At 66.2% G+C, this 20,140-nt stretch carries 16 protein-coding genes; 6 read left to right on the forward strand and 10 right to left on the reverse strand.

Annotated elements, in window-relative coordinates:
- Nucleotides 1–120 precede the first annotated feature (120 nt).
- The 4 genes from AVME950_RS01095 to aceE form a co-directional block, all read right to left on the reverse strand.
- The gene (locus AVME950_RS01095) at nt 121–1,086 is read right to left on the reverse strand and encodes a tripartite tricarboxylate transporter substrate binding protein (RefSeq protein WP_284428434.1); all 966 of its coding nucleotides are present in this window, start codon (nt 1,084–1,086) and stop codon (nt 121–123) included.
- Nucleotides 1,087–1,295: 209 nt separating this feature from the next.
- Entirely contained in the window at nt 1,296–3,161 is a 1,866-nt protein-coding gene (gene lpdA / locus AVME950_RS01100; protein WP_284428435.1) for a dihydrolipoyl dehydrogenase, read from the reverse strand.
- A gap of 13 nt (nt 3,162–3,174) precedes the next feature.
- A complete protein-coding gene (gene aceF, locus AVME950_RS01105) occupies nt 3,175–4,878 on the reverse strand; it encodes a dihydrolipoyllysine-residue acetyltransferase (RefSeq protein ID WP_284428436.1) in 1,704 nt (567 codons plus the stop codon).
- A 103-nt stretch (nt 4,879–4,981) separates the two neighbouring features.
- Nucleotides 4,982–7,705, reverse strand: a complete 2,724-nt coding sequence (gene aceE / locus AVME950_RS01110; protein ID WP_284425764.1) for a pyruvate dehydrogenase (acetyl-transferring), homodimeric type — start codon at nt 7,703–7,705, stop codon at nt 4,982–4,984.
- Nucleotides 7,706–7,869: 164 nt separating this feature from the next.
- Between aceE and AVME950_RS01115 the strand changes: the two genes are divergently transcribed.
- From AVME950_RS01115 to AVME950_RS01135, 5 genes are all read left to right on the forward strand, one after another.
- A complete protein-coding gene (locus AVME950_RS01115) occupies nt 7,870–10,428 on the forward strand; it encodes a PAS domain-containing sensor histidine kinase (RefSeq protein ID WP_284428437.1) in 2,559 nt (852 codons plus the stop codon).
- The gene (locus AVME950_RS01120) at nt 10,425–11,051 is read left to right on the forward strand and encodes a response regulator transcription factor (RefSeq protein WP_092739228.1); all 627 of its coding nucleotides are present in this window, start codon (nt 10,425–10,427) and stop codon (nt 11,049–11,051) included. The genes AVME950_RS01115 and AVME950_RS01120 overlap by 4 nt, the downstream gene beginning before the upstream one ends.
- A gap of 82 nt (nt 11,052–11,133) precedes the next feature.
- A complete protein-coding gene (gene folD, locus AVME950_RS01125; protein ID WP_272569139.1) occupies nt 11,134–11,985 on the forward strand; it encodes a bifunctional methylenetetrahydrofolate dehydrogenase/methenyltetrahydrofolate cyclohydrolase FolD in 852 nt (283 codons plus the stop codon).
- 58 nt (nt 11,986–12,043) lie between these two features.
- Complete coding sequence (locus AVME950_RS01130) at nt 12,044–14,083, forward strand: M3 family metallopeptidase (RefSeq protein WP_284428438.1); 2,040 nt, start codon at nt 12,044–12,046, stop codon at nt 14,081–14,083.
- Nucleotides 14,084–14,127: 44 nt separating this feature from the next.
- Complete coding sequence (locus tag AVME950_RS01135; protein ID WP_284428439.1) at nt 14,128–14,763, forward strand: glutaredoxin domain-containing protein; 636 nt, start codon at nt 14,128–14,130, stop codon at nt 14,761–14,763.
- A 116-nt stretch (nt 14,764–14,879) separates the two neighbouring features.
- Here the strand turns inward: AVME950_RS01135 and rpiA are convergent, their stop codons facing one another.
- Entirely contained in the window at nt 14,880–15,569 is a 690-nt protein-coding gene (gene rpiA, locus AVME950_RS01140; RefSeq protein WP_284428440.1) for a ribose-5-phosphate isomerase RpiA, read from the reverse strand.
- A gap of 36 nt (nt 15,570–15,605) precedes the next feature.
- Here rpiA and AVME950_RS01145 point away from each other — a divergent pair, with 36 nt between their 5' ends.
- Nucleotides 15,606–16,676 carry a quinone-dependent dihydroorotate dehydrogenase gene (locus AVME950_RS01145; protein WP_284428441.1) on the forward strand — a complete coding sequence of 357 codons (1,071 nt, stop codon included), beginning with the start codon at nt 15,606–15,608 and terminating at the stop codon, nt 16,674–16,676.
- Between the two features lie 90 nt (nt 16,677–16,766).
- Here the strand turns inward: AVME950_RS01145 and AVME950_RS01150 are convergent, their stop codons facing one another.
- The 5 genes from AVME950_RS01150 to AVME950_RS01170 form a co-directional block, all read right to left on the reverse strand.
- A complete protein-coding gene (locus tag AVME950_RS01150) occupies nt 16,767–17,084 on the reverse strand; it encodes a hypothetical protein (protein ID WP_284428442.1) in 318 nt (105 codons plus the stop codon).
- A gap of 4 nt (nt 17,085–17,088) precedes the next feature.
- On the reverse strand, nt 17,089–17,484 hold the full coding sequence (locus AVME950_RS01155; RefSeq protein ID WP_284428443.1) for a phage holin family protein: 396 nt from the start codon (nt 17,482–17,484) through the stop codon (nt 17,089–17,091).
- A 43-nt stretch (nt 17,485–17,527) separates the two neighbouring features.
- Nucleotides 17,528–17,836 carry an ElaB/YgaM/YqjD family protein gene (locus AVME950_RS01160; RefSeq protein WP_272553263.1) on the reverse strand — a complete coding sequence of 103 codons (309 nt, stop codon included), beginning with the start codon at nt 17,834–17,836 and terminating at the stop codon, nt 17,528–17,530.
- Between the two features lie 124 nt (nt 17,837–17,960).
- Nucleotides 17,961–19,064, reverse strand: coding sequence for an NAD(P)/FAD-dependent oxidoreductase (locus AVME950_RS01165; RefSeq protein ID WP_284428444.1), 1,104 nt, complete (start codon nt 19,062–19,064; stop codon nt 17,961–17,963).
- Nucleotides 19,061–20,116, reverse strand: a complete 1,056-nt coding sequence (locus AVME950_RS01170) for a histone deacetylase family protein (protein ID WP_284429543.1) — start codon at nt 20,114–20,116, stop codon at nt 19,061–19,063. Before AVME950_RS01170 ends, AVME950_RS01165 begins: the two co-directional genes overlap by 4 nt.
- Between the last annotated feature and the right edge of the window lie 24 nt (nt 20,117–20,140).

Below are 20,140 nucleotides of genomic sequence, written 5' to 3' on the forward strand. Positions count from 1 at the left end.
ACCCATCGCGTTCGCGGGCCGGTGCGCCAACGAACTGCCGCCACTCCGAAGCGCAGGGCCGCCTGCTCACGCTTTCACCCTGGCCATCCCTTGCCCGGCCCGCCCCGCGAGCGCATCGGATCAGTCCACCGACGCGCCGGATTGCTTCACGGCCTTGCCCCACTCCACGATTTCGCGGGCGACGAACTGGTCCATGGCCTCGGGCGTGCTGGGCGACGGCTCGGAGCCGCGGTCGCGGATGAACTTCTGCATCTCAGCGCTGGAGAGGATGTCCACCACCTCGTGGTTCAGGCGGTCCACGATGGCACGCGGCGTGCCCTTGGGTGCCATCAGGCCCAGCCAGCCCACGGCTTCGAAGCCCTTGAACTCCGGCAGGCCGGTCTCGGCAATCGCTGGCACGTTCGGCAACTGGCTGGAGCGCGTGGCAGAGGTGACACCCAGCGCAACGGCCTTGCCCGCCTGGATGTTGGCCAGGCCCGCCGTCACCGAATCCACCATCAAGGGCACCTGCCCGCCGATGAAGTCGGCCTGCGCCGGCCCGCTGCCCTTGTAGGGAATGTGTTCGATCTCGATCCTGGCACGCGCCTTGACCATTTCCCCGCTCAGGTGCTGCGTGCCGCCGATGCCCGCGCTGGCATAGCTCAGCTTGCCCGGCTCGGCCCGGGCCTTGTCCACCAGGTCCTGCATGGACTTGATGCCGGACTGGGGGTGCGCCAGGAACACCAGCGGCACCTTGGCGACGAGGCTGATGCCCTGCAGATCCTTGCGCGGATCGAAGTTGACCTTGCGGTACAGCGTCTGGTTCACCGCCATCGCGCTGCCGGCCATCACCAGCGTGTAGCCGTCCGCCTTGGCGCGCACCACCTGCTCGGTGCCGATGTTGCTGCCCGCGCCGGCCTTGTTGTCCACCACCAGCGGCTGCCCCAGGCGGGTGCCCAGCTTCTCGGCCAGCGCCCGGGCGAAGATGTCGGTGGCCTGGCCGGGTGGGAAGGGCACGACCAGGGTGATGGGCTTTTCGGGCCAGGCCGCCATGGCGGCGCTGGACAGCGCCAGCAGAACGGCCGGCGCGCAGAATTTCAATCGCATGGGGAAATGTCTCCTGTGGTGGATTCGAGTCCATCGCAGCGCGTGGCGGCAAGTGCATTGTTGCGCCCGGCCCGAACTTCGACCCATGATAGGCCGCCGCTGGCGTCCCCTCGGCGCCCACGCCCCGTCCAATCGCGACCTTCCGGCCCATGAAAAAAGGCAGCCGAAGCTGCCTTGCGTGATGAGGGCGCCGCACAGTGGCGCCGGACTCACTTCTTTTGCGGCGGCACGTCCGTGCAGGAGCCGTGCGCGATCTCCGCCGCCATGCCGATGCTCTCGCCCAGCGTGGGGTGCGGGTGGATCGTCTTGCCGATGTCCACCGCGTCGGCGCCCATCTCGATCGCCAGGGCGATCTCGCCGATCATGTCGCCCGCATGCGTGCCGACCATGCCGCCGCCCAGGATGCGGCCGTGGCCATGGGCCTCGGGCGAATCGTCGAACAGCAGCTTGGTCACGCCTTCGTCGCGGCCGTTGGCGATGGCACGGCCAGAGGCTGTCCAGGGGAACAGGCCCTTCTTGACCTTGATGCCTTGCGCCTTGGCCTGGTCTTCGGTCAGGCCCACCCAGGCCACTTCGGGGTCGGTGTAGGCCACGCTCGGGATCACGCGGGCGTTGAAGGCGGCGGCGGCCAGCTCCTTGTTGCCCTGCAGTTCGCCGGCGATGACTTCCGCCGCCACGTGCGCCTCGTGCACGGCCTTGTGCGCCAGCATGGGCTGGCCCACGATGTCGCCGATGGCGAAGATGTGCGGCACGTTGGTGCGCATCTGGATGTCCACGTCGATGAAGCCGCGGTCGGTGACGGCCACGCCGGCCTTGTCGGCGCCGATCTTCTTGCCGTTGGGCGTGCGGCCCACGGCCTGCAGCACCAGGTCGTACACCTGGGGTTCCGGCGCGGTGCCGCCCTCTTGCGCTGCAGCGAACGTCACCTTGATGCCCTCGGGCGTGGCTTCGGCGCCCACCGTCTTGGTGTTGAGCATGATGTTGTCGAAGCGCTTGGCGTTCATCTTCTGCCAGATCTTGACGAGGTCGCGGTCGGCGCCCTGCATCAGTCCGTCCATCATCTCGACCACATCCAGGCGCGCGCCGAGGGTGCTGTACACGGTGCCCATTTCCAGGCCGATGATGCCGCCGCCCAGGATCAGCATGCGCTTCGGAACCGCCTTGAGTTCCAGCGCGCCGGTGGAGTCCACCACGCGCGGGTCCTTGGGCATGAACGGCAGGTGCACGGCCTGCGAGCCGGCGGCGATGACGGCGTTCTTGAAGGCGATGACCTTCTTGCTGCCCGTCTTCTCCTGGCCCGTGGCGCCCGTGGTCTCTTCCACTTCGAGGTGGTTCGCACCCACGAACTGGCCCACGCCGCGCACGGTGGTCACCTTGCGCATCTTGGCCATGGCCGCGAGGCCGCCCGTCAGCTTGCCGATGACCTTTTCCTTGTGGCCGCGCAGCGTGTCGATGTCCACCTTGGGCGCACCGAAATCGATGCCCGCCGCCTTCAGGTGGCTGACCTCGTCGATCACCGCCGCCACGTGCAGCAGCGCCTTCGACGGGATGCAGCCCACGTTCAGGCAGACGCCGCCCAGGGTGGCGTAGCGCTCGACCACGATCACCTTGAGGCCCAGGTCGGCCGCACGGAACGCGGCGCTGTAGCCGCCGGGGCCACCGCCCAGCACGAGCACGTCGCAATCCAGGTCGACCGTGCCGCCGTAGCTGGCCGCTGGAGCGGCTGCTACGCTTTTTGTAGCACCATGCCCTAGTGTTGATTGTGCTGGAGCCTGTTTTGGCTCGGAAGCTGCCGCAGGCGCTGCCGCGGGCGCCGCGGCCGGCGCGCTGGCGGCGTCGGACGCCTCCAGCGTGAGCAGCACGGAGCCTTCCGCGACCTTGTCGCCGATCTTGACCTTGAGCTCCTTCACCACGCCGGCATGGCTCGACGGGATTTCCATCGATGCCTTGTCGGACTCCACGGTGACCAGGCTCTGCTCGGCCTGGATGGTGTCGCCGGGCTTCACCAGCACTTCGATCACGCCCACTTCAGCGAAGTCGCCGATGTCGGGCACCTTGATGTCGATCACTGCCATAGGGGATGCTCCTTTACAGCAGGATGCGGCGGTAGTCCGCCAGCACTTGGCCGAGGTAGGCGTTGAAGCGCGCGGCGCTGGCGCCGTCGATCACGCGGTGGTCGTACGACAGCGACAGCGGCAGCACCAGGCGCGGCACGAAGGCCTTGCCATCCCACACCGGCTTCATCTGGCCCTTGGAGAGGCCGAGGATGGCCACTTCGGGTGCGTTGATGATGGGCGTGAAGTGCGTGCCGCCAATGCCGCCCAGCGAGCTGATCGACATGCAGCCACCCTGCATGTCGGCCGCGCCGAGTTTGCCGTCGCGGGCCTTTTTGGCCAGTTCGCCCATTTCCTGGCTGATCTGGAGGATGCCCTTCTTGTCGGCATCCTTCAGCACCGGCACCACGAGGCCGTTGGGCGTGTCCGCCGCGAAGCCGACGTGGTAGTACTGCTTGTAGACGAGCGTGTCGCCGTCCAGGCTGGTGTTGAACTCGGGGAATTTCTTGAGCGCGGCCACCACGGCCTTGATGACGAAGGCGAGCATGGTCACCTTCACGCCGGACTTCTCGTTCTCCTTGTTGGTGGAGACGCGGAAGGCTTCCAGCTCGGTGATGTCGGCCTCGTCGTTGTTGGTGACGTGGGGAATCATCACCCAGTTACGGTGCAGGTTGGCGCCGCTGATCTTCTTGATGCGCGACAGGTCCTTGCGCTCCACCGTGCCGAACTTGGCGAAGTCCACCTTCGGCCAGGGCAGCAGGTCCAGCCCGGCACCGGAGCCGCCACCACCGGCCGGGGCCTTGGCGGCCTGGGCCTTGGTCTGGGTGGCGCCGCTCATCACCTGCTTGGTGAAGGCCTGCACGTCGTCCTGCGTGATGCGGCCCTTGGGGCCGGAACCCTTGAGCTCTTCGAGTGGCACGCCGAGTTCGCGGGCGAACTTGCGCACCGAGGGGCTGGCGTGCGGCAAGCCGACGGGCGCGGCGCCCGGGGCGTGCGGCGCGGGCGCTGCAGCCGGCTTGGCGCTGGCCTGGGGCACAGCCTCTTCGGCGGCCGATGCTTTCGGCTCGGCCTGCGGTGCGGGGGCCGCAGCAGCAGGCGCAGGGGCCACCGCCGCCGCTGGGGCTGCACCTGCGGCGCCTTCCATGATCGCCACGAGATCGCCCACGTTGAGCTTGTCGCCGATCTTGACCTTGAGTTCCTTGATCACGCCGGCCGCGGGCGACGGGATTTCCATCGAGGCCTTGTCCGATTCGACGGTGAACAGCGACTGCTCGGCCTTGACCGTGTCGCCCACCTTGACGAGCAGTTCGATGACGGCCACGTCCTTGAAGTCGCCGATGTCGGGCACGTGCACTTCCACCGGGCCCGACGCGGCGGGAGCGGGTGCCGGGGCGGCGGCAGGCGCCGCAGCTGGGGCGGGCGCGGGTGCGGCCGATTGGGCAGCGCCCTGCCCGGCCTCGGCCTTCGCTGGGGCCGGCTTGGACTCGGCAGCGGCCCCATCGGTGGCTTCGACCACCACGATGACCGAGCCCTGCTTGACCTTGTCGCCCACGGCGACCTTCAGCTCCTTCACCACGCCGGCGTGGCTCGACGGGATTTCCATCGAGGCCTTGTCCGATTCCACCGTGATGAGCGATTGCTCGGCCTTGACCGTGTCGCCGGGCTTGACCAGCAGTTCGATCACGCCCACTTCGTCGAAATCCCCGATGTCCGGGACCTGGATATTGACCAATGCCATGTTTATGCCTCCTGCCGAGCCGCCTCAAAGGAGGCATGTGCCCCCTTGAGGGGCAGCGAATGAATATGAGCGTGGGGGTTCACCGTGCGTCTCCGATCGGTGTTCAAGCGTAGAGCGGGTTGATCTTGTCGGTGTTGATGCCGTACTTCTGGATCGCCTCGGCCACCTTGGCCGCCGGCACCACGCCGTCGTCCGCCAGGCCCTTGAGCGCCGCCACGACGATGTAGTGGCGGTTGATCTCGAAGTGCTCGCGCAGCTTGCGGCGGAAGTCGCTGCGCCCGAACCCGTCGGTGCCCAGCACCTTGTAGGCGCGGCCCTTGGGGATGAAGGGGCGGATCTGCTCGGCGTAGGCCTTCATGTAGTCGGTGGAGGCGATGACCGGGCCGGTGGTCTTGGACAACTGCTCCTCCACGAACGGCACGCGCGGCGTTTCGGTGGGGTGCAGCAGGTTCCAGCGGTCGGCGTCCTGGCCGTCGCGGGTCAGCTCGTTGAAGCTCGGGCAGCTCCACACGGAAGCGGCCACGCCCCAGTCCTTTTCCAGCAGTTCCTGCGCGAAGAACGACTCCCGCAGGATCGTGCCGCTGCCCAGCAATTGCACGGTGGGGGCGTCCTTCTTGAGGGCCGGCGCTTGCTTGCACAGGTACATGCCCTTGATGATCTGCTCTTCGGTGCCGGGCTGCAGGCCGGGCATCGGGTAGTTTTCGTTCAGCAGCGTGAGGTAGTAGAAGACGTTTTCCTGGCGCTCCACCATGCGCTTCATGCCGTCGTGCATGATCACCGCGACTTCGTGGGCGAACGTCGGGTCGTAGCTCACGCAGTTGGGGATGGTGCCGGCCAGGATGTGGCTGTGGCCGTCTTCGTGCTGCAGGCCTTCGCCGTTCAGCGTGGTGCGGCCCGAGGTGCCGCCGAGCAGGAAGCCGCGCGCCTGCATGTCGCCCGCCGCCCAGGCCAGGTCGCCGATGCGCTGGAAGCCGAACATCGAGTAGTACACGTAGAACGGCACCATGATGCGGTTGTTGGTGCTGTACGAGGTGGCGGCCGCGATCCAGCTGCTCATGCCGCCGGCTTCGTTGATGCCTTCCTGCAGGATCTGGCCGGCCTTGTCTTCCTTGTAGTACATGACCTGGTCCTTGTCGACCGGGGTGTACTGCTGACCGTGCGGGTTGTAGATGCCGATCTGGCGGAACAGGCCTTCCATGCCGAACGTGCGGGCCTCGTCCACCAGGATGGGCACCACGCGCGGGCCCAGGGCCTGATCGCGCAGCAACTGCGTGAGAAAGCGCACGTAGGCTTGCGTGGTGGAGATTTCGCGGCCTTCGGGCGTGGGCTCGAGGATGGCCTTGAACGTTTCCAGCGCGGGCACGGTGAAGCTTTCGTCGGCCTTCACGCGGCGCTTGGGCAGGTAGCCGCCGAGGGCCTTGCGGCGCTCGTGCAGGTACTTCATTTCGGGGGTGTCGTCGGCCGGCTTGTAGAACGGCAGGTCGGCGATCTGGCTGTCCGGAATCGGGATGTTGAAGCGGTCGCGGAAGGCCTTGATGTCCTCGTCGCCGAGCTTCTTGGTCTGGTGGACGGTGTTCTTGCCCTCGCCGATCTTGCCCATGCCGAAGCCCTTGACGGTCTTGACCAGCAGCACGGTGGGCTGGCCCTTGTGCTCGTTGGCGGCGTGGAAGGCGGCGTAGACCTTCTGCGAATCGTGGCCGCCGCGGCGCAGGTTCCAGATCTCGTCGTCGCTCATGTGCTCGACCATCTTCAGCGTGCGCGGATCGCGGCCGAAGAAGTGCTTGCGCACGTAGGCGCCGTCGTTGGCCTTGAACGACTGATAGTCCCCGTCGTTGCACTCCATCATGATCTTGCGCAGCGCGCCGTCCTTGTCGCGCGCCAGCAGGTCGTCCCAGCCCTTGCCCCACAGCAGCTTGATGACGTTCCAGCCGGAGCCGCGGAACTCGCTCTCCAGCTCCTGGATGATCTTGCCGTTGCCGCGCACCGGGCCGTCCAGGCGCTGCAGATTGCAGTTGATGACGAAGATCAGGTTGTCGAGGTTCTCGCGCGCGGCCAGGCCGATGGCGCCCAGCGATTCGACCTCGTCCATCTCGCCGTCGCCGCAGAACACCCAGACCTTGCGGTTTTCGGTGTTGGCGATGCCGCGGGCATGCAGGTACTTGAGAAAGCGCGCCTGGTAGATCGCCATCAGCGGGCCCAGGCCCATCGACACCGTGGGGAACTGCCAGAACTCGGGCATCAGCTTGGGGTGCGGGTAGCTGGACAGGCCCTTGCCGTCCACTTCCTGGCGGAAGTTGAGCAGTTGCTCTTCGGACAGGCGGCCTTCCAGGTAAGCGCGGGCGTAGATGCCGGGCGACACGTGGCCCTGGATGTACAGCAGGTCGCCGCCGTGGTTTTCGCTCTCGGCGTGCCAGAAGTGGTTGAAGCCGGCGCCGAACATGTTGGCCAGCGAGGCGAACGAGCCGATGTGGCCGCCCAGGTCGCCGCCTTCGGGCGGATGGTGGCGGTTGGCCTTGACGACCATGGCCATGGCGTTCCAGCGCATGTAGGCGCGCAGGCGGCCTTCGATTTCAAGGTTGCCGGGGCAGCGGGCTTCCTGGTTCGACTCCAGGGTGTTCACGTAGCCGGTGTTGGCGGAGAAAGGCAGGTCGATGCTGCTTTGGCGGGCATGTTCGAGCAGTTGCTCGATCAGGAAGTGGGCGCGCTCTGCACCTTCCTTGTCGATGACGGCGCTCAGCGCATCCATCCACTCACGGGTTTCCTGCTGATCGGTGTCGGGGGTGGACGACGCCGGGTTTCCGGCCTGGGGGTCGGTCTGAGCTGACATGCCTGTCTCCTTTATGGGTGCTGGCGTTGGAAATTTCGGGCGAGTGTCTCATATTTTTTTGGTATTTCAAATTGTGCTTTTCATTTTCATAATGCAAAATATTGCTGCAAGTGCACATTTTTCATACCGGAAGAAGGCCTCCAGTGCTCCCCTACACTCCGCCCATGGAACGTCCGCCTTCTCCGCCCCCCGCCATCGGGCCCGCCGTGGTCGCCCCCGTGCGCTGGTGGCGCACCTGGTGGCGCAGCCTCTCCCCCACCCGCCAGGACCGCTTCGCGGCCCTGGCGCCACTGGCCGCCGTGCTGATGTTCCTGGCGGCCATCGTGGCGGCGTTCTGGTATTTGCGCATGGAAGAAGGCGAGCGCGAGCAGGAAGCCCTCAAGCGCGACGTGGAATACGCGCAGCAGCGCGTGCGGCTGCGCCTGCTGGAGCGGCAGGAGCAGATCATGCGCATCGCGCGCGACCTCTCCAACCAGGACCTGGAGCGCGCCGACTTCGTGGCGCGTGCCGAGGGCCTCATCAGCCAGTACCCTGAACTGCAGGCCATCAGCTGGATCGACGACCGCCGCCGCATCCGCGCCAGCCATGCGGCGCCCACCGTCACCAGCGGCCAGTTGCGCGTGGCGGGCGAGGTGCTCAAGAACGGCGACACCGCCGACACCTTCAGCCTCGCCCGGGACCTGCAGCAGCCCGTGTACGCCCAGCCCAACGGCACCGAAGGCGAAACCGCCCCGCTGCTGCAGCTGCAGGTGCCGCTGGCCGCGCAGGGCAAATTCACCGGCGTGGTGCTGGCGGAATATTCCATCGACAGCCTGCTGCGCTACGGCACGCCGACCGAGGTGCTGGCGCGCTACGCCGTCACCATGCTGGATGGGCGCGACCAGGTGCTGGCGGGCAGCGCGCTCATGCCGCGCAGCGCCTCCGGGCTGCTGCCGTGGACCGCGCGCGCCAACGAATACGAGGTGCCGGTCTCGCCCGTGGGCAACGGCCTCGTGCTTCGCGCGCAGGCCTACCGCACCTCGCTCGGCGTGGTGGGCAGCGGGCTGTTCTGGCTGGTGGGCACGCTGAGCGCCATGACGGCCTGGCTGCTGATCGCCACCTGGCGCCACACCCGCCGGCGCATGCAGGCCCAGCAGGCGCTGGTGGCCGAAACGAACTTCCGCCGGGCGATGGAAAACTCCATCCTCACCGGCATGCGCGCCCTGGACATGCAGGGGCGCATCACCTACGTGAACGCCGCGTTCTGCCAGATGACGGGCTGGAACGAGGCCGATCTGGTCGGCCAGTCGCCGCCCTACACCTATTGGCCCGAGAGCGACCACGAGGCGCTGCACGCCAAGCTGCGCGACGAGCTGAGCGGCAAGGTCACGCTGGGCGGGTTCCAGGTGCGGGTCAAGCGCAAGAGCGGCACGCTGTTCGACGCGCGCCTGTATGTCTCGCCCCTGATCGACGCCCATGGCCACCAGACCGGCTGGATGACGTCGATGACCGACATCACCGAGCCCAATCGCGTGCGCGAGCAGCTGTCGGCATCGCACGAGCGCTTCACCATCGTGCTGGAGTCGCTCGATGCCTCGGTGTCGGTCGCGCCGCTGGGCAGCGAGGAACTGCTGTTCGCCAACAAGCTGTACCGCCAGTGGTTCGGCTCGCAGACGGGCGGGCATCTGCAACTGGTCGCGCAGGCGGGCGTGCTGCCCTCCACCACCGCCAGCGCGCGCGGCATGGACGACGAGGACGGACTGATGGGCCTGCCCACCGACCCGCTCACCAGCGCCCGGTCCGAAAACGCCGAGATCTACCTGCCGGACCTGGGCAAGTGGCTCGAAGTGCGATCGCGCTACCTGAACTGGGTGGACGGACGACTGGCCCAGATGGTGATTGCCACCGACATCACGCCGCGCCGCCAGGCCGAGGAACAGGCCGCGCGGCAGGCCGAGCGCGCCCAGTCGGTCAGCCGGCTCATCACCATGGGCGAGATGGCCTCCAGCGTGGCGCACGAACTGAACCAGCCGCTCACCGCCATCAGCAACTACTGCAGCGGCATGGTCTCGCGCATCGAAAGCGGGCAGATCACCGAAGAGGCGCTGCTGTCCGCGCTGCAAAAGACCGCCCACCAGGCGCAGCGCGCGGGGCAGATCATCCAGCGCATCCGCGCCTTCGTGAAGCGCAGCGAGCCCAACCGCGCCCTGGCGGACGTCCACACCATGGTCAGCGAGGCGGTCGAACTGGCCGACATCGAACTGCGCCGGCACAACGTGCGCCTGACCCACTATGTGGCGGCGCGGCTGCCCCAGGTGATGGCCGACACCATCCTGATCGAGCAGGTGCTGGTCAACCTGATGAAGAACGGCGCCGAGTCCATCGAGCACGCCCAGCGCCCGCCGCCCCGGCGCAGCGTGGAGCTGCGTGTCGTTCCCCGCCAGCTCGAAGGCCGCGAGGTGATCGAGTTCACGGTGCAGGACACCGGCAAGGGTCTGGCCCCCGAAGTGCTGGAGCATCTGTTCGAGGCCTTCTTCTCCACCAAGCAGGAAGGCATGGGCATGGGCCTGAACCTGTGCCGCAGCATCGTCGAGTCCCACCAGGGGAGGATGCAGGCGGAGAACCTCTACAATGGCCCGGAGGTCACCGGCTGCCGGTTCTCCTTCTGGCTTCCGCTGGCGCAGCCTGCGGATGCCACTACGAATTCTGTAGCAAACGCATCACATCCAAGGACCCCTGCATGAGCTTGATTCCGAAAAAAGGCACCGTCTACGTCGTGGATGACGACGAAGCCGTCCGCGACTCCCTGCAGTGGTTGCTGGAAGGCAAGGACTATCGGGTGCGCTGCTTTGATTCGGCGGAATCCTTCCTCTCGCGCTACGACCCCCGCGAAGTCGCCTGCCTCATCGTGGACATCCGCATGGGCGGCATGACCGGCCTGGAACTGCAGGACCGGCTCCTCGAACGCAAGTCCCCCCTGCCCGTCGTCTTCATCACCGGCCACGGCGACGTGCCCATGGCCGTGAACACCATGAAGAAAGGCGCGCTCGATTTCATCCAGAAGCCGTTCAACGAGGAAGAGCTCGTGGGCCTGGTGGACCGCATGCTCGACCGGGCGCGCGAATCGTTCGCCGGCCACCAGCAGGCCGCCAGCCGCGACGCCCTGCTGTCCAAGCTCACCGGCCGTGAAGCCCAGGTGCTGGAGCGCATCGTCGCCGGCCGCCTGAACAAGCAGATCGCCGACGACCTGGGCATCAGCATCAAGACCGTGGAGGCGCACCGCGCCAACATCATGGAAAAGCTGAACGCCAACACCGTGGCCGACCTGCTCAAGATCGCCCTCGGCCAGAATGCGCCCAAAGGCTGATTGCTCCTGATTTGATAGCTGCCAGCACAATCAAACCGCCGGCAGGCAGCCGTTTTCATTGCCAACCTGAGTTTCTCGACGAATGACAGCCCAACTGATCGACGGCAACGCCCTCTCCCGCCAACTGCGCACCGAAGTGGCCCAGCGCGCCGCTGCCCTGAAAGCGCGCGGCACCGTCCCCGGCCTGGCCGTGGTGCTGGTGGGTGACAACCCTGCCAGCCAGGTCTACGTGCGCAACAAGGTCAAGGCCTGCGAGGACAGCGGGCTGCATTCGGTGCTGGAAAAGTACGATGCCACGATGAGCGAGGCCGAGCTGCTCGCCCGCGTCGAGGCCCTGAACAACGACCCGGCCATCCACGGCATCCTGGTGCAGTTGCCGCTGCCCGCGCACATCGACGCGCAGAAGGTCATCGAGGCGATCTCGCCCGCCAAGGACGTGGACGGCTTTCACATCGCCAGCGCCGGCGCGCTCATGACCGGCATGCCCGGTTTCTGGCCCTGCACGCCCTATGGCTGCATGAAGATGCTCGAATCCATCGGCTACTCGCTGCAGGGCAAGCATGCGGTGGTCATCGGCCGCAGCAACATCGTGGGCAAGCCGATGGCGCTCATGCTGTTGCAAAAGAACGCCACCGTGACCGTGTGCCACAGCGCCACGCAAGATTTGAAGGCGCAGACCCTGCAGGCGGACGTGATCGTGGCTGCCGTGGGCAAGCGCAACGTGCTCACGGCCGACATGGTCAAGCCCGGCGCGGTGGTGATCGACGTGGGCATGAACCGCAACGACGAAGGCAAGCTCTGCGGCGACGTGGACTTCGCCGGCGTGAGCGAGGTGGCCGGCTGGATCACGCCCGTGCCCGGCGGCGTCGGCCCCATGACCATCACCATGCTGCTCGTCAACACGCTCGAAGCCGCGGAGCGCGCAGCCGCCTGACCATTTTTGCTGCCACGGCCGGCTTGAACCTGACCCATCCAACGCCATCTATCCGCGCATGAGCAATCCCCTCCTCGCCCCCTCCGACCTCCCCCTGTTCGACCGCATCCAGCCCAGCGACGTGGCTCCGGCGGTCGATGTGCTGCTGCAACGTGCGAGCGCGGCACTGGAAACCGTCACGGCGCCCGACTTTCCGGCGCGATGGGAATCGATTGCCCAGGTGCTGGATGTCGCGACCGAAGCGCTGGGGCGCTCCTGGGGCGCGGTGAGCCACCTCAACAGCGTGGCCGACACCCCCGAACTGCGCGCGGCCTACAACGAGGCCCTGCCCCGCGTCACCGAGTTCTGGACCCGCCTGGGCGCCGATGAGCGCCTGTACGCCAAGTACAAGGCCATCGATCCGCAGACGCTGAACACCGAGCAGCGCCAGGCCTTGCGCAACGCCGTGCGCAACTTCGTGCTGTCGGGCGCCGAACTGCAGGGCGCGGCGCGCGAACGCTTCGCGCAGATCCAGGAGCGCCAGGCGGAACTCAGCCAGAAGTTCAGCGAAAACGCGCTCGACGCCACCGACGCCTTCGCTTACTACGCCCGGGAAGACGAGCTCGACGGGCTGCCCGACGACGTGAAGCAGGCCGCACTGGCCGCCGCGCAAGCCGAGGGCAAGGCCGGCTACAAGCTCACCCTCAAGATGCCTTGCTACCTGCCGGTGATGCAGTTCGCCCGCAGCAGCGCCTTGCGCGAAACGCTGTACCGCGCCTATGTCACCCGCGCCTCGGACCAGGCCGAAGGCGATGCCAAACGCTTCGACAACAGCGCCCTCATCCGCGAGATCCTCGCACTGCGCAAAGAAGAGGCGCAACTGCTGGGCTACGCCAATTTCGGCGAGGTGTCGGTCGTCGCCAAGATGGCCGACTCGCCCCAGGAGGTGATCGACTTCCTGCGTGACCTGGCCCGCCGTGCCCGGCCCTACGCCGAAAAAGACGTCGCCGACATGCGCGAGTTCGCCGCGAAGGATCTCGGCATTGCCGATCCGCAGGCCTGGGACTGGCCCTACATCTCCGAGAAGCTCAAGGAAGCGCGCTACGCCTTCAGCGAGCAGGAGGTCAAACAGTATTTCACCGCGCCCAAAGCCCTGGCCGGCCTGTTCAAGATCGTTGAGACGCTGTTCGAAGTGGCCATTCGCCGCGACAGCGCGCCCGTCTGGAACCCGGCCGTGGAGTTCTACCGCATCGAGCGCGGCACGGAGCTCGTGGGCCAGTTCTACCTGGACCAGCCGGCGCGCAACGGCAAACGCGGCGGCGCCTGGATGGACGATGTGCGCACCCGCTGGCTGCGCCCCGACACGGGCAAGCTGCAAACCCCCGTGGCGCACCTGGTGTGCAACTTCGCTGAAGGCGTGAACGGCGCGCCGCCGCTGCTGACGCACGACGACGTCATCACGCTGTTCCACGAGTTCGGCCACGGCCTGCACCACATGCTCACCCAGATCAACGAGCGCGATGTCTCGGGCATCAGCGGCGTCGAATGGGATGCGGTCGAGTTGCCCAGCCAGTTCATGGAAAACTTCTGCTGGGAGTGGGACGTGCTCAAGCACATGACCGCCCATGTGGAAACTGGCGAGCCGCTGCCGCGCGCGCTGTTCGACAAGATGATCGCGGCGAAGAATTTCCAGAGCGGCATGGGCACGCTGCGGCAGATCGAATTCGCACTGTTCGACATGCTGCTGCACACCTCGCACGACCCGTCGCAGGACTTCATGCCCTTGCTGGCCCAGGTCCGCAGCGAGGTGTCGGTGCTGACGCCGCCGGCCTTCAGCCGCACCGCCCACACCTTCAGCCACATCTTCGCAGGCGGGTATGCCGCAGGCTACTACAGCTACAAATGGGCCGAAGTGCTCAGCGCGGACGCTTACGCCGCGTTCGAGGAGACGGCCGGCGCGGACGGCCTGCCCAGCGCCGAGACCGGGCGCCGCTACCGCCAGGCCATTCTGGAAGCGGGCGGCAGCCGCCCGGCCATGGAGTCGTTCAAGGCGTTCCGCGGCCGCGCGCCCAGCCTGGATGCGCTGCTGCGCCACCAGGGCATGGCCGGCAACGCCTGACCCCAATCGATACCCCGAGATTGTTCCCTTTGGAGTCCTACGACATGAAGCAACCGCTCTTTGCCCTCGCGCTGGCTTCGACCTTCCTGGCCGTGACCGCCCTGCCCGCCCAGGCACAGCAGGTGTACCGCATCGTCGGCCCCGATGGCAAGGTAACCTTCTCGGACCGCGCGCCCGATGCCAAGACGCCGCCGGCCCAGGTGGGCGGCGGCCGTGCCAACGGCCCGGCCCTGCCTTATGAACTGCAGCAGGTCGCCACCCGTTTTCCGGTCACGCTCTACACCGGCAACGACTGCGCGCCGTGCGTGAGCGCGCGCAACCTGCTGGTGCACCGCGGCGTACCATTCACCGAACGCACGGTGAACACCGAAGAAGATGCCGATGCGCTCAAGCGCCTCAGCGGCTCGACCAACCTGCCGTTCGGCACCATCGGCTCGCAACAGCTCGTCGGCTTTTCGGACAGCGAGTGGATGCAGTACCTCGACGCGGCAGGCTACCCCAAGCAATCGCAGCTGCCGCCGAGCTATCGCCGCGCCCCTGCGGCACCGATGGTCGCCGCCAAGCCGGCAGCCCCCGCAGCAGCGGCGGCACCTGCCGCGCCGGCGGAAGCACCGCGCCCCGCCGCACCGAGCGGCAATGGTGGCAGAACGCCAAGCAACCCGGCAGGCATCACGTTCTGACGCAACATCCGGCACTGCAGGCCGGGCGCGGCGTCACTCCCGCAGATTGCAATACGGTCTGCAGTGCCATTCGGTACCGGGCCATCAGGCCGGCGGCAGCCCGGCACTGAGGGTGTTCAGTATTGAACGGTGCGCACGCCCTGCGCCGTGCCCAGCAGGCACACATGGGCCTTCTGGTGCGCGAACACACCCACGGTCACGACGCCCGGCCATTGGTTCACCTCCGATTCGAAAGCCAGTGGATCGGTGATGCGCAAACCACGCACATCCAGAATGTGCTGCTGGTTGTCCGTCACCAAAGGCGCGCCGTCTTTCTGGCGCAGCGTGGCTTGGCCGCCCAGGGCCGCGAAGCGGCGGGCAATTTGCTGTGCCGCCATGGGAATGACTTCCACGGGCAGCGGAAACTGGCCCAGTGCATCCACCCGCTTCGACTCGTCGGCAATGCACACGAACTGCCGGGCCAGCGCCGCCACGATCTTTTCGCGCGTGAGCGCGGCGCCGCCGCCCTTGACCATGTGGCCCTGACCGTCGATCTCGTCGGCGCCGTCGATGTAAACCGCCAGGGACTCGACTTCGTTCGCATCGAACACGGGAATCCCCAAGGCCTTCAGCCGCTGGGTGCTGGCCTCGGAGCTGGACACGGCACCCCGGATGCGCTCTTTGATGGTGGCCAGCGCGGTGATGAAATGGTTCACCGTGGAGCCGGTGCCGACGCCGACGATCTCGCCAGGCACGACGTATTGCAGGGCCGCCTGGCCGACCAGGGCCTTGAGTTCTTCTTGGGTGAGGAGTGAGGGTGTCGTCATGGGGGAAAATCGAGAGTAGTTCACCGAATTATCCCCATGTCCTTGATCCCCTACGCCCTCGCCCGTCCTCTTCTTTTCGGCATGGATGCCGAAGCCGCCCACGACATGACCATGGACATGCTGTCGCGCGGCCAACGCACGCCCTTGCAATGGGCCTGGTGCAACGACACCGTGGACGATCCCGTGACGCTGGCAGGCCTGACCTTTCCCAACCGGGTCGGGTTGGCCGCGGGCCTGGACAAGAACGCCCGCTGTATCGACGCACTGGGTGCCATGGGCTTCGGTTTTGTCGAGGTTGGCACCGTCACGCCCAAGGGCCAGCCGGGCAACCCCAAGCCACGCATGTTCCGGCTGCCGCAGGCCAACGGGCTCATCAACCGCTTGGGGTTCAACAACGAAGGGCTCGACGCTTTCCTGCACAACGTGCAGCAGGCGCGCTTTCGCACCCAGGCGCGCAAACACCCCATGCTGCTGGGATTGAACATCGGGAAGAACGCCACCACGCCGATCGAGAATGCCACTGCGGACTACTTAACCTGCCTGGACGGCGTCTATCCCCACGCGAACTACGTCACGGTGAACATCAGTTCACCGAACACACAAAACCTTCGCGCCTTGCAGAGCGATGAGGCCCTGGATGCACTGCTGGGCGCCATCGCCGAGCGGCGAGAAGCCCTTGCCCAGCGCCATGCCAACGCACAGGGCGCTCCGCGCCGCGTACCGGTGTTCGTCAAGATCGCCCCCGATCTGGACGCGGCCCAGGTTGAGCTGATTGCGGCCACACTGCAGCGCCACGGGATGGATGGCGTCGTGGCCACCAACACCACGATCGCCCGCGATGCCGTCAAGGGAATGCAGCATGCCGAGGAAACTGGCGGGCTCAGCGGCGCGCCGGTGCTGGAAGCCAGCAATCGGGTGATCCGCCAATTGCGGCAGGCACTGGGGCCGCAATTTCCAATCATTGGCGTGGGCGGCATTCTGAGTGCGGCCGACGCGGTGAGCAAGATCAAGGCGGGCGCCGATGTGGTGCAGATCTACACCGGCCTGATCTACCAGGGCCCTTCGCTGGTTCCGCAGGCAGCCCGGGCGATCAAGGCCATGCGCTGAAGCCAATGCGTTGAAGCCAATGCAAAAAGGACCCAGGAGGGTCCTTTCGAATGTTCCACGCAAGGCTTACTACGCGTGCGAGGCGCGGCCTCAACGCCGCATCTGCATGATCAGCGGCATGGCCAGACCCGCCCACCGAATCAGCCGCGCAGGCCCCGCCACTACTGCCAGTCCGGCCACCACGGCAACAGCGGCCGGGTGCGATCGCGCGAAGGCGAGCAGCCGGATGGTCATCGAAGTGTCTGAGTCAGCAGCTTGCCGTTGGTCTTGTGCGGCCTGCACCTGCATCGCCTGCGATCGAGCGGCGCGCCGTGCGCGCACGCGCTGACGTTGCATGGCGATGCGCTCTAAAACCTTTTGCTGGCGATCGCTCAAGGAAGCGGAGCCATCTTGCGATTTGAAAGTCATGGGCTCAGAGCCTTTCCTTGATATCACGCCAATCCTGGGCCAGTTCTTGCCGCGTCAGCACGAAAGCGTTGCCCGCCTGCTTGGCCACGGAGATCAATCCCATCAAGGCACCGGCCCACAGCACCAGCCAGGTGCCCGCCACCAGCCAGCCCACCATCGTGCGCTGGGGTGAATCCCAAAATTGCACCAGCACGGCGAGTGACGCGAGCACCAGGGTGACGACCGTGAGACCGCCCACGGCAACCACCAGCATGACCATCAAGCCCAAGCGCCGCTTCTGTTCGGCCCATTCGAGCCTCACCAGATCCAGCCGGTCTTCCGCAGCAATGGCCCCTTCGATGACGGCAGCGCGCCATCGCGCAACCCAGCCGTCCAATCCCAGAAGTGCCAACCAATTCATGCGAGCCTCTCTTGAGCCATCAGGTCATTGTTTTTAATGGGGATTAGCGGCGTGCCAGCAGGAAGCCGACCAAGGCACCTGCTGCCAGGGCAGCGGTGGCCACACGCCAAGGTTCGTCATGGGCGTATTGGTCAGCGGCGCGGGCGGCTTCCTTGGCTTGGTAGGCGGCATCCTGGGCAGCGCGCACAGCGGAGTCACGCACCGAGTGGATGCCATCGTCCAGGCGCTGGCGCAGTTGCTTGATTTCCGGAACGCTGTCCAGATCCTTGCTGGACAAAAGGCCACGCAAGTCAGAAACCAGCTTTTCCAGTTCGTTTTGCGCGGAAGAAAGCGTGTTGGATGCAGAAGTCATGAAGAGCCTTTCATAGCATGGAATAAAGGTAATCCGCCCCATACAGCCGGGCTGTAGGCGGATACCCCATCTTAGTCACACGCTTTACATACGGCCGTAGGCCATGGCCGCTTGGATGAGAAAGTCAGCGGGAGACTTGATCTGCGACATGCTCGCCCAACGCCAGCGCACTGGTAAGGCCTGGCGACTCGATGCCGAACAGCTGGATGAGCCCACCCATACCATGCGTTTCAGGGCCTTGGATGCAAAAGTCCGCTGCGGGCTCGCCCGGCCCGTGGATCTTGGGCCGAATGCCTGCATAGCCAGGCACCAGAGCGCCATCCCGCAGGCCGGGCCAGTACCGGCGAACCTCCGCATAGAACGCCTCGCCGCGCGCAGGATCGACCGACAGGTCGTCGGCCGAGCCCACCCACTCCACGTCGGGACCGAACTTGGCTTGGCGTCCCATGTCCAGTGTCAGGTGCACGCCCAGGCCAGCCGCTTCGGGAACGGGGTAGATCAAGCGGGAAAACGGCGATGCACCCGTCAACGTGAAGTAACTGCCCTTTGCGTACCGGGCCGTTGGCACATGGCGCGGATCGAGGCCATGGAACCGCTTGGCCAGATCGGGCGCCTGCAGGCCTGCGGCATTCACCAGCGTGCGGGCACTCAAGCGCGTACCGTCGCTCGCTTCCAAAACGATAGCATCACCCCCTAGTACTGCATTCGCCAGAGGCGAATTCAGTGCCACGATGCCACCCTGGTTCTCCAGATCGCCTTGGAGCGAGAGCATGAAGGCATGGCTGTCCACGATGCCGGTGCTGGGCGACAGCAATGCGGCCACGCATTCCAGCGCGGGCTCCAACGCCCGGGCCTGCTCCCGCGTCAGCCATTGCAGGTCGGTGACGCCATTGGCATGCGCCTTTTGCTGGATGCTTTCCAGCGATGCCCGCTGCTCGTCCGACGTGGCAACGATCAGCTTGCCGCAGCGCCGGTGCGCGATGCCCCTTGCCTCGCAATACGCGTAGAGCATGTCGCGGCCCTGCACGCACAGCCGGGCCTTGAGCGATCCTGGGGGGTAGTAGATCCCCGCATGCACCACTTCGCTGTTGCGGGAGCTGGTTCCCGTGCCAATCGCATTGGCGGCTTCGAGCACCAGCACCTCGCGGCCCCGCAGGGCCAGGGCGCGCGCAACGGCCAGGCCCACCACCCCCGCGCCAACGACGACGCAATCCACCGACTCGGTCATGATGACTGCCTGCCTTGCGCTTCGAACCCATCGATCACGTTCACTGCGTTGAGACCCAGCTCTGCGGCGGCATAGCCGCCTTCCAGCACGAACACGGTCGGCAGGTTCAGTTGTGCCAGGCGCTGCCCGATCCGAGAAAAGTCCTGGGATGCCAAGGAGAAGCGCGAGATGGGATCCCCCTCGAACGTATCCAAGCCCAGGGAGACCACCACCGCCTGCGGCCCGTAAGCCAGGATGGCCACGCAGGCCTTTTCCAATGCGGCAAACCATGCGTCGAACCCGGTGCCGGCGGGCAGCGGAAGATTCAGGTTGAAGCCTGCTCCGGCGCCGTGGCCGGTCTCGTCCGCATGGCCCAGATAAAAAGGGTATTCAGTCATTGGGTCGCCATGGATGCTGATGAACAGCACATCCGAACGCTCGTAAAAAATGCTTTGGGTGCCATTGCCGTGGTGGTAGTCCACATCGAGCACCGCCACGCGAGGCATGCCGGAGTTGCGCAGCGTCTGGGCTGCGACGGCAGCATTGTTGAGGAAACAGTAGCCTCCCATGAAGTCCGGCCCCGCATGGTGGCCGGGCGGCCGCGTCACGCAAAACGATGCGCCCGCGACACCGCTGGCCACCGCGGACGCGGCACTGGCAGCCGCGTCCGCGCCCGCCTTGGCCGCGGCCCAGGTGCCTTCGGCCAGCGGAGTCCCGTTGTCCATGGAATACAGACCATAGCGCGCCGTGAAATTCGCGGGTTCGATGTCCGAGCGCAAGGTGCGAACCGGCCACACGGAGGGAAACGGCTGCACAGCGGCATTCGCCGGGTCTTGCGCCAGCCACTGCTGCCACGCGGTCTGCAGGAACGACAGATACCGCTCCGCATGAATTTGCTTCAACACGGCAGTGCTGTCGACATTGGGTGCCAAGAGCGCGTGACCACACTCTTTCAGACGCTGCTCGACATAATCCTGGCGCGCCGGCTTCTCGAAGCACGGCACCCGTTCGCCGCGAAAGAACTCATGCACCGGGGCATGGGCGTTGTGCAGGGGATTGTGAAAGGTGAGCATCGTCTGGCGGCCTCGGGAATCGAA

It is taken from the genome of Acidovorax sp. SUPP950 (assembly GCF_030158935.1).
GTDB lineage: Bacteria > Pseudomonadota > Gammaproteobacteria > Burkholderiales > Burkholderiaceae_C > Paracidovorax.

Bases quoted from the DNA above. Each gene is read 5' to 3' on its own strand.
- AVME950_RS01095 (WP_284428434.1), bottom strand. From the start codon at position 1,086: ATGCGATTGAAATTCTGCGCGCCGGCCGTTCTGCTGGCGCTGTCCAGC.
- lpdA (WP_284428435.1), bottom strand. From the start codon at position 3,161: ATGGCAGTGATCGACATCAAGGTGCCCGACATCGGCGACTTCGCTGAA.
- aceF (WP_284428436.1), bottom strand. From the start codon at position 4,878: ATGGCATTGGTCAATATCCAGGTCCCGGACATCGGGGATTTCGACGAA.
- aceE (WP_284425764.1), bottom strand. From the start codon at position 7,705: ATGTCAGCTCAGACCGACCCCCAGGCCGGAAACCCGGCGTCGTCCACC.
- AVME950_RS01115 (WP_284428437.1), top strand. From the start codon at position 7,870: ATGGAACGTCCGCCTTCTCCGCCCCCCGCCATCGGGCCCGCCGTGGTC.
- AVME950_RS01120 (WP_092739228.1), top strand. From the start codon at position 10,425: ATGAGCTTGATTCCGAAAAAAGGCACCGTCTACGTCGTGGATGACGAC.
- folD (WP_272569139.1), top strand. From the start codon at position 11,134: ATGACAGCCCAACTGATCGACGGCAACGCCCTCTCCCGCCAACTGCGC.
- AVME950_RS01130 (WP_284428438.1), top strand. From the start codon at position 12,044: ATGAGCAATCCCCTCCTCGCCCCCTCCGACCTCCCCCTGTTCGACCGC.
- AVME950_RS01135 (WP_284428439.1), top strand. From the start codon at position 14,128: ATGAAGCAACCGCTCTTTGCCCTCGCGCTGGCTTCGACCTTCCTGGCC.
- rpiA (WP_284428440.1), bottom strand. From the start codon at position 15,569: ATGACGACACCCTCACTCCTCACCCAAGAAGAACTCAAGGCCCTGGTC.
- AVME950_RS01145 (WP_284428441.1), top strand. From the start codon at position 15,606: ATGTCCTTGATCCCCTACGCCCTCGCCCGTCCTCTTCTTTTCGGCATG.
- AVME950_RS01150 (WP_284428442.1), bottom strand. From the start codon at position 17,084: ATGACTTTCAAATCGCAAGATGGCTCCGCTTCCTTGAGCGATCGCCAG.
- AVME950_RS01155 (WP_284428443.1), bottom strand. From the start codon at position 17,484: ATGAATTGGTTGGCACTTCTGGGATTGGACGGCTGGGTTGCGCGATGG.
- AVME950_RS01160 (WP_272553263.1), bottom strand. From the start codon at position 17,836: ATGACTTCTGCATCCAACACGCTTTCTTCCGCGCAAAACGAACTGGAA.
- AVME950_RS01165 (WP_284428444.1), bottom strand. From the start codon at position 19,064: ATGACCGAGTCGGTGGATTGCGTCGTCGTTGGCGCGGGGGTGGTGGGC.
- AVME950_RS01170 (WP_284429543.1), bottom strand. From the start codon at position 20,116: ATGCTCACCTTTCACAATCCCCTGCACAACGCCCATGCCCCGGTGCAT.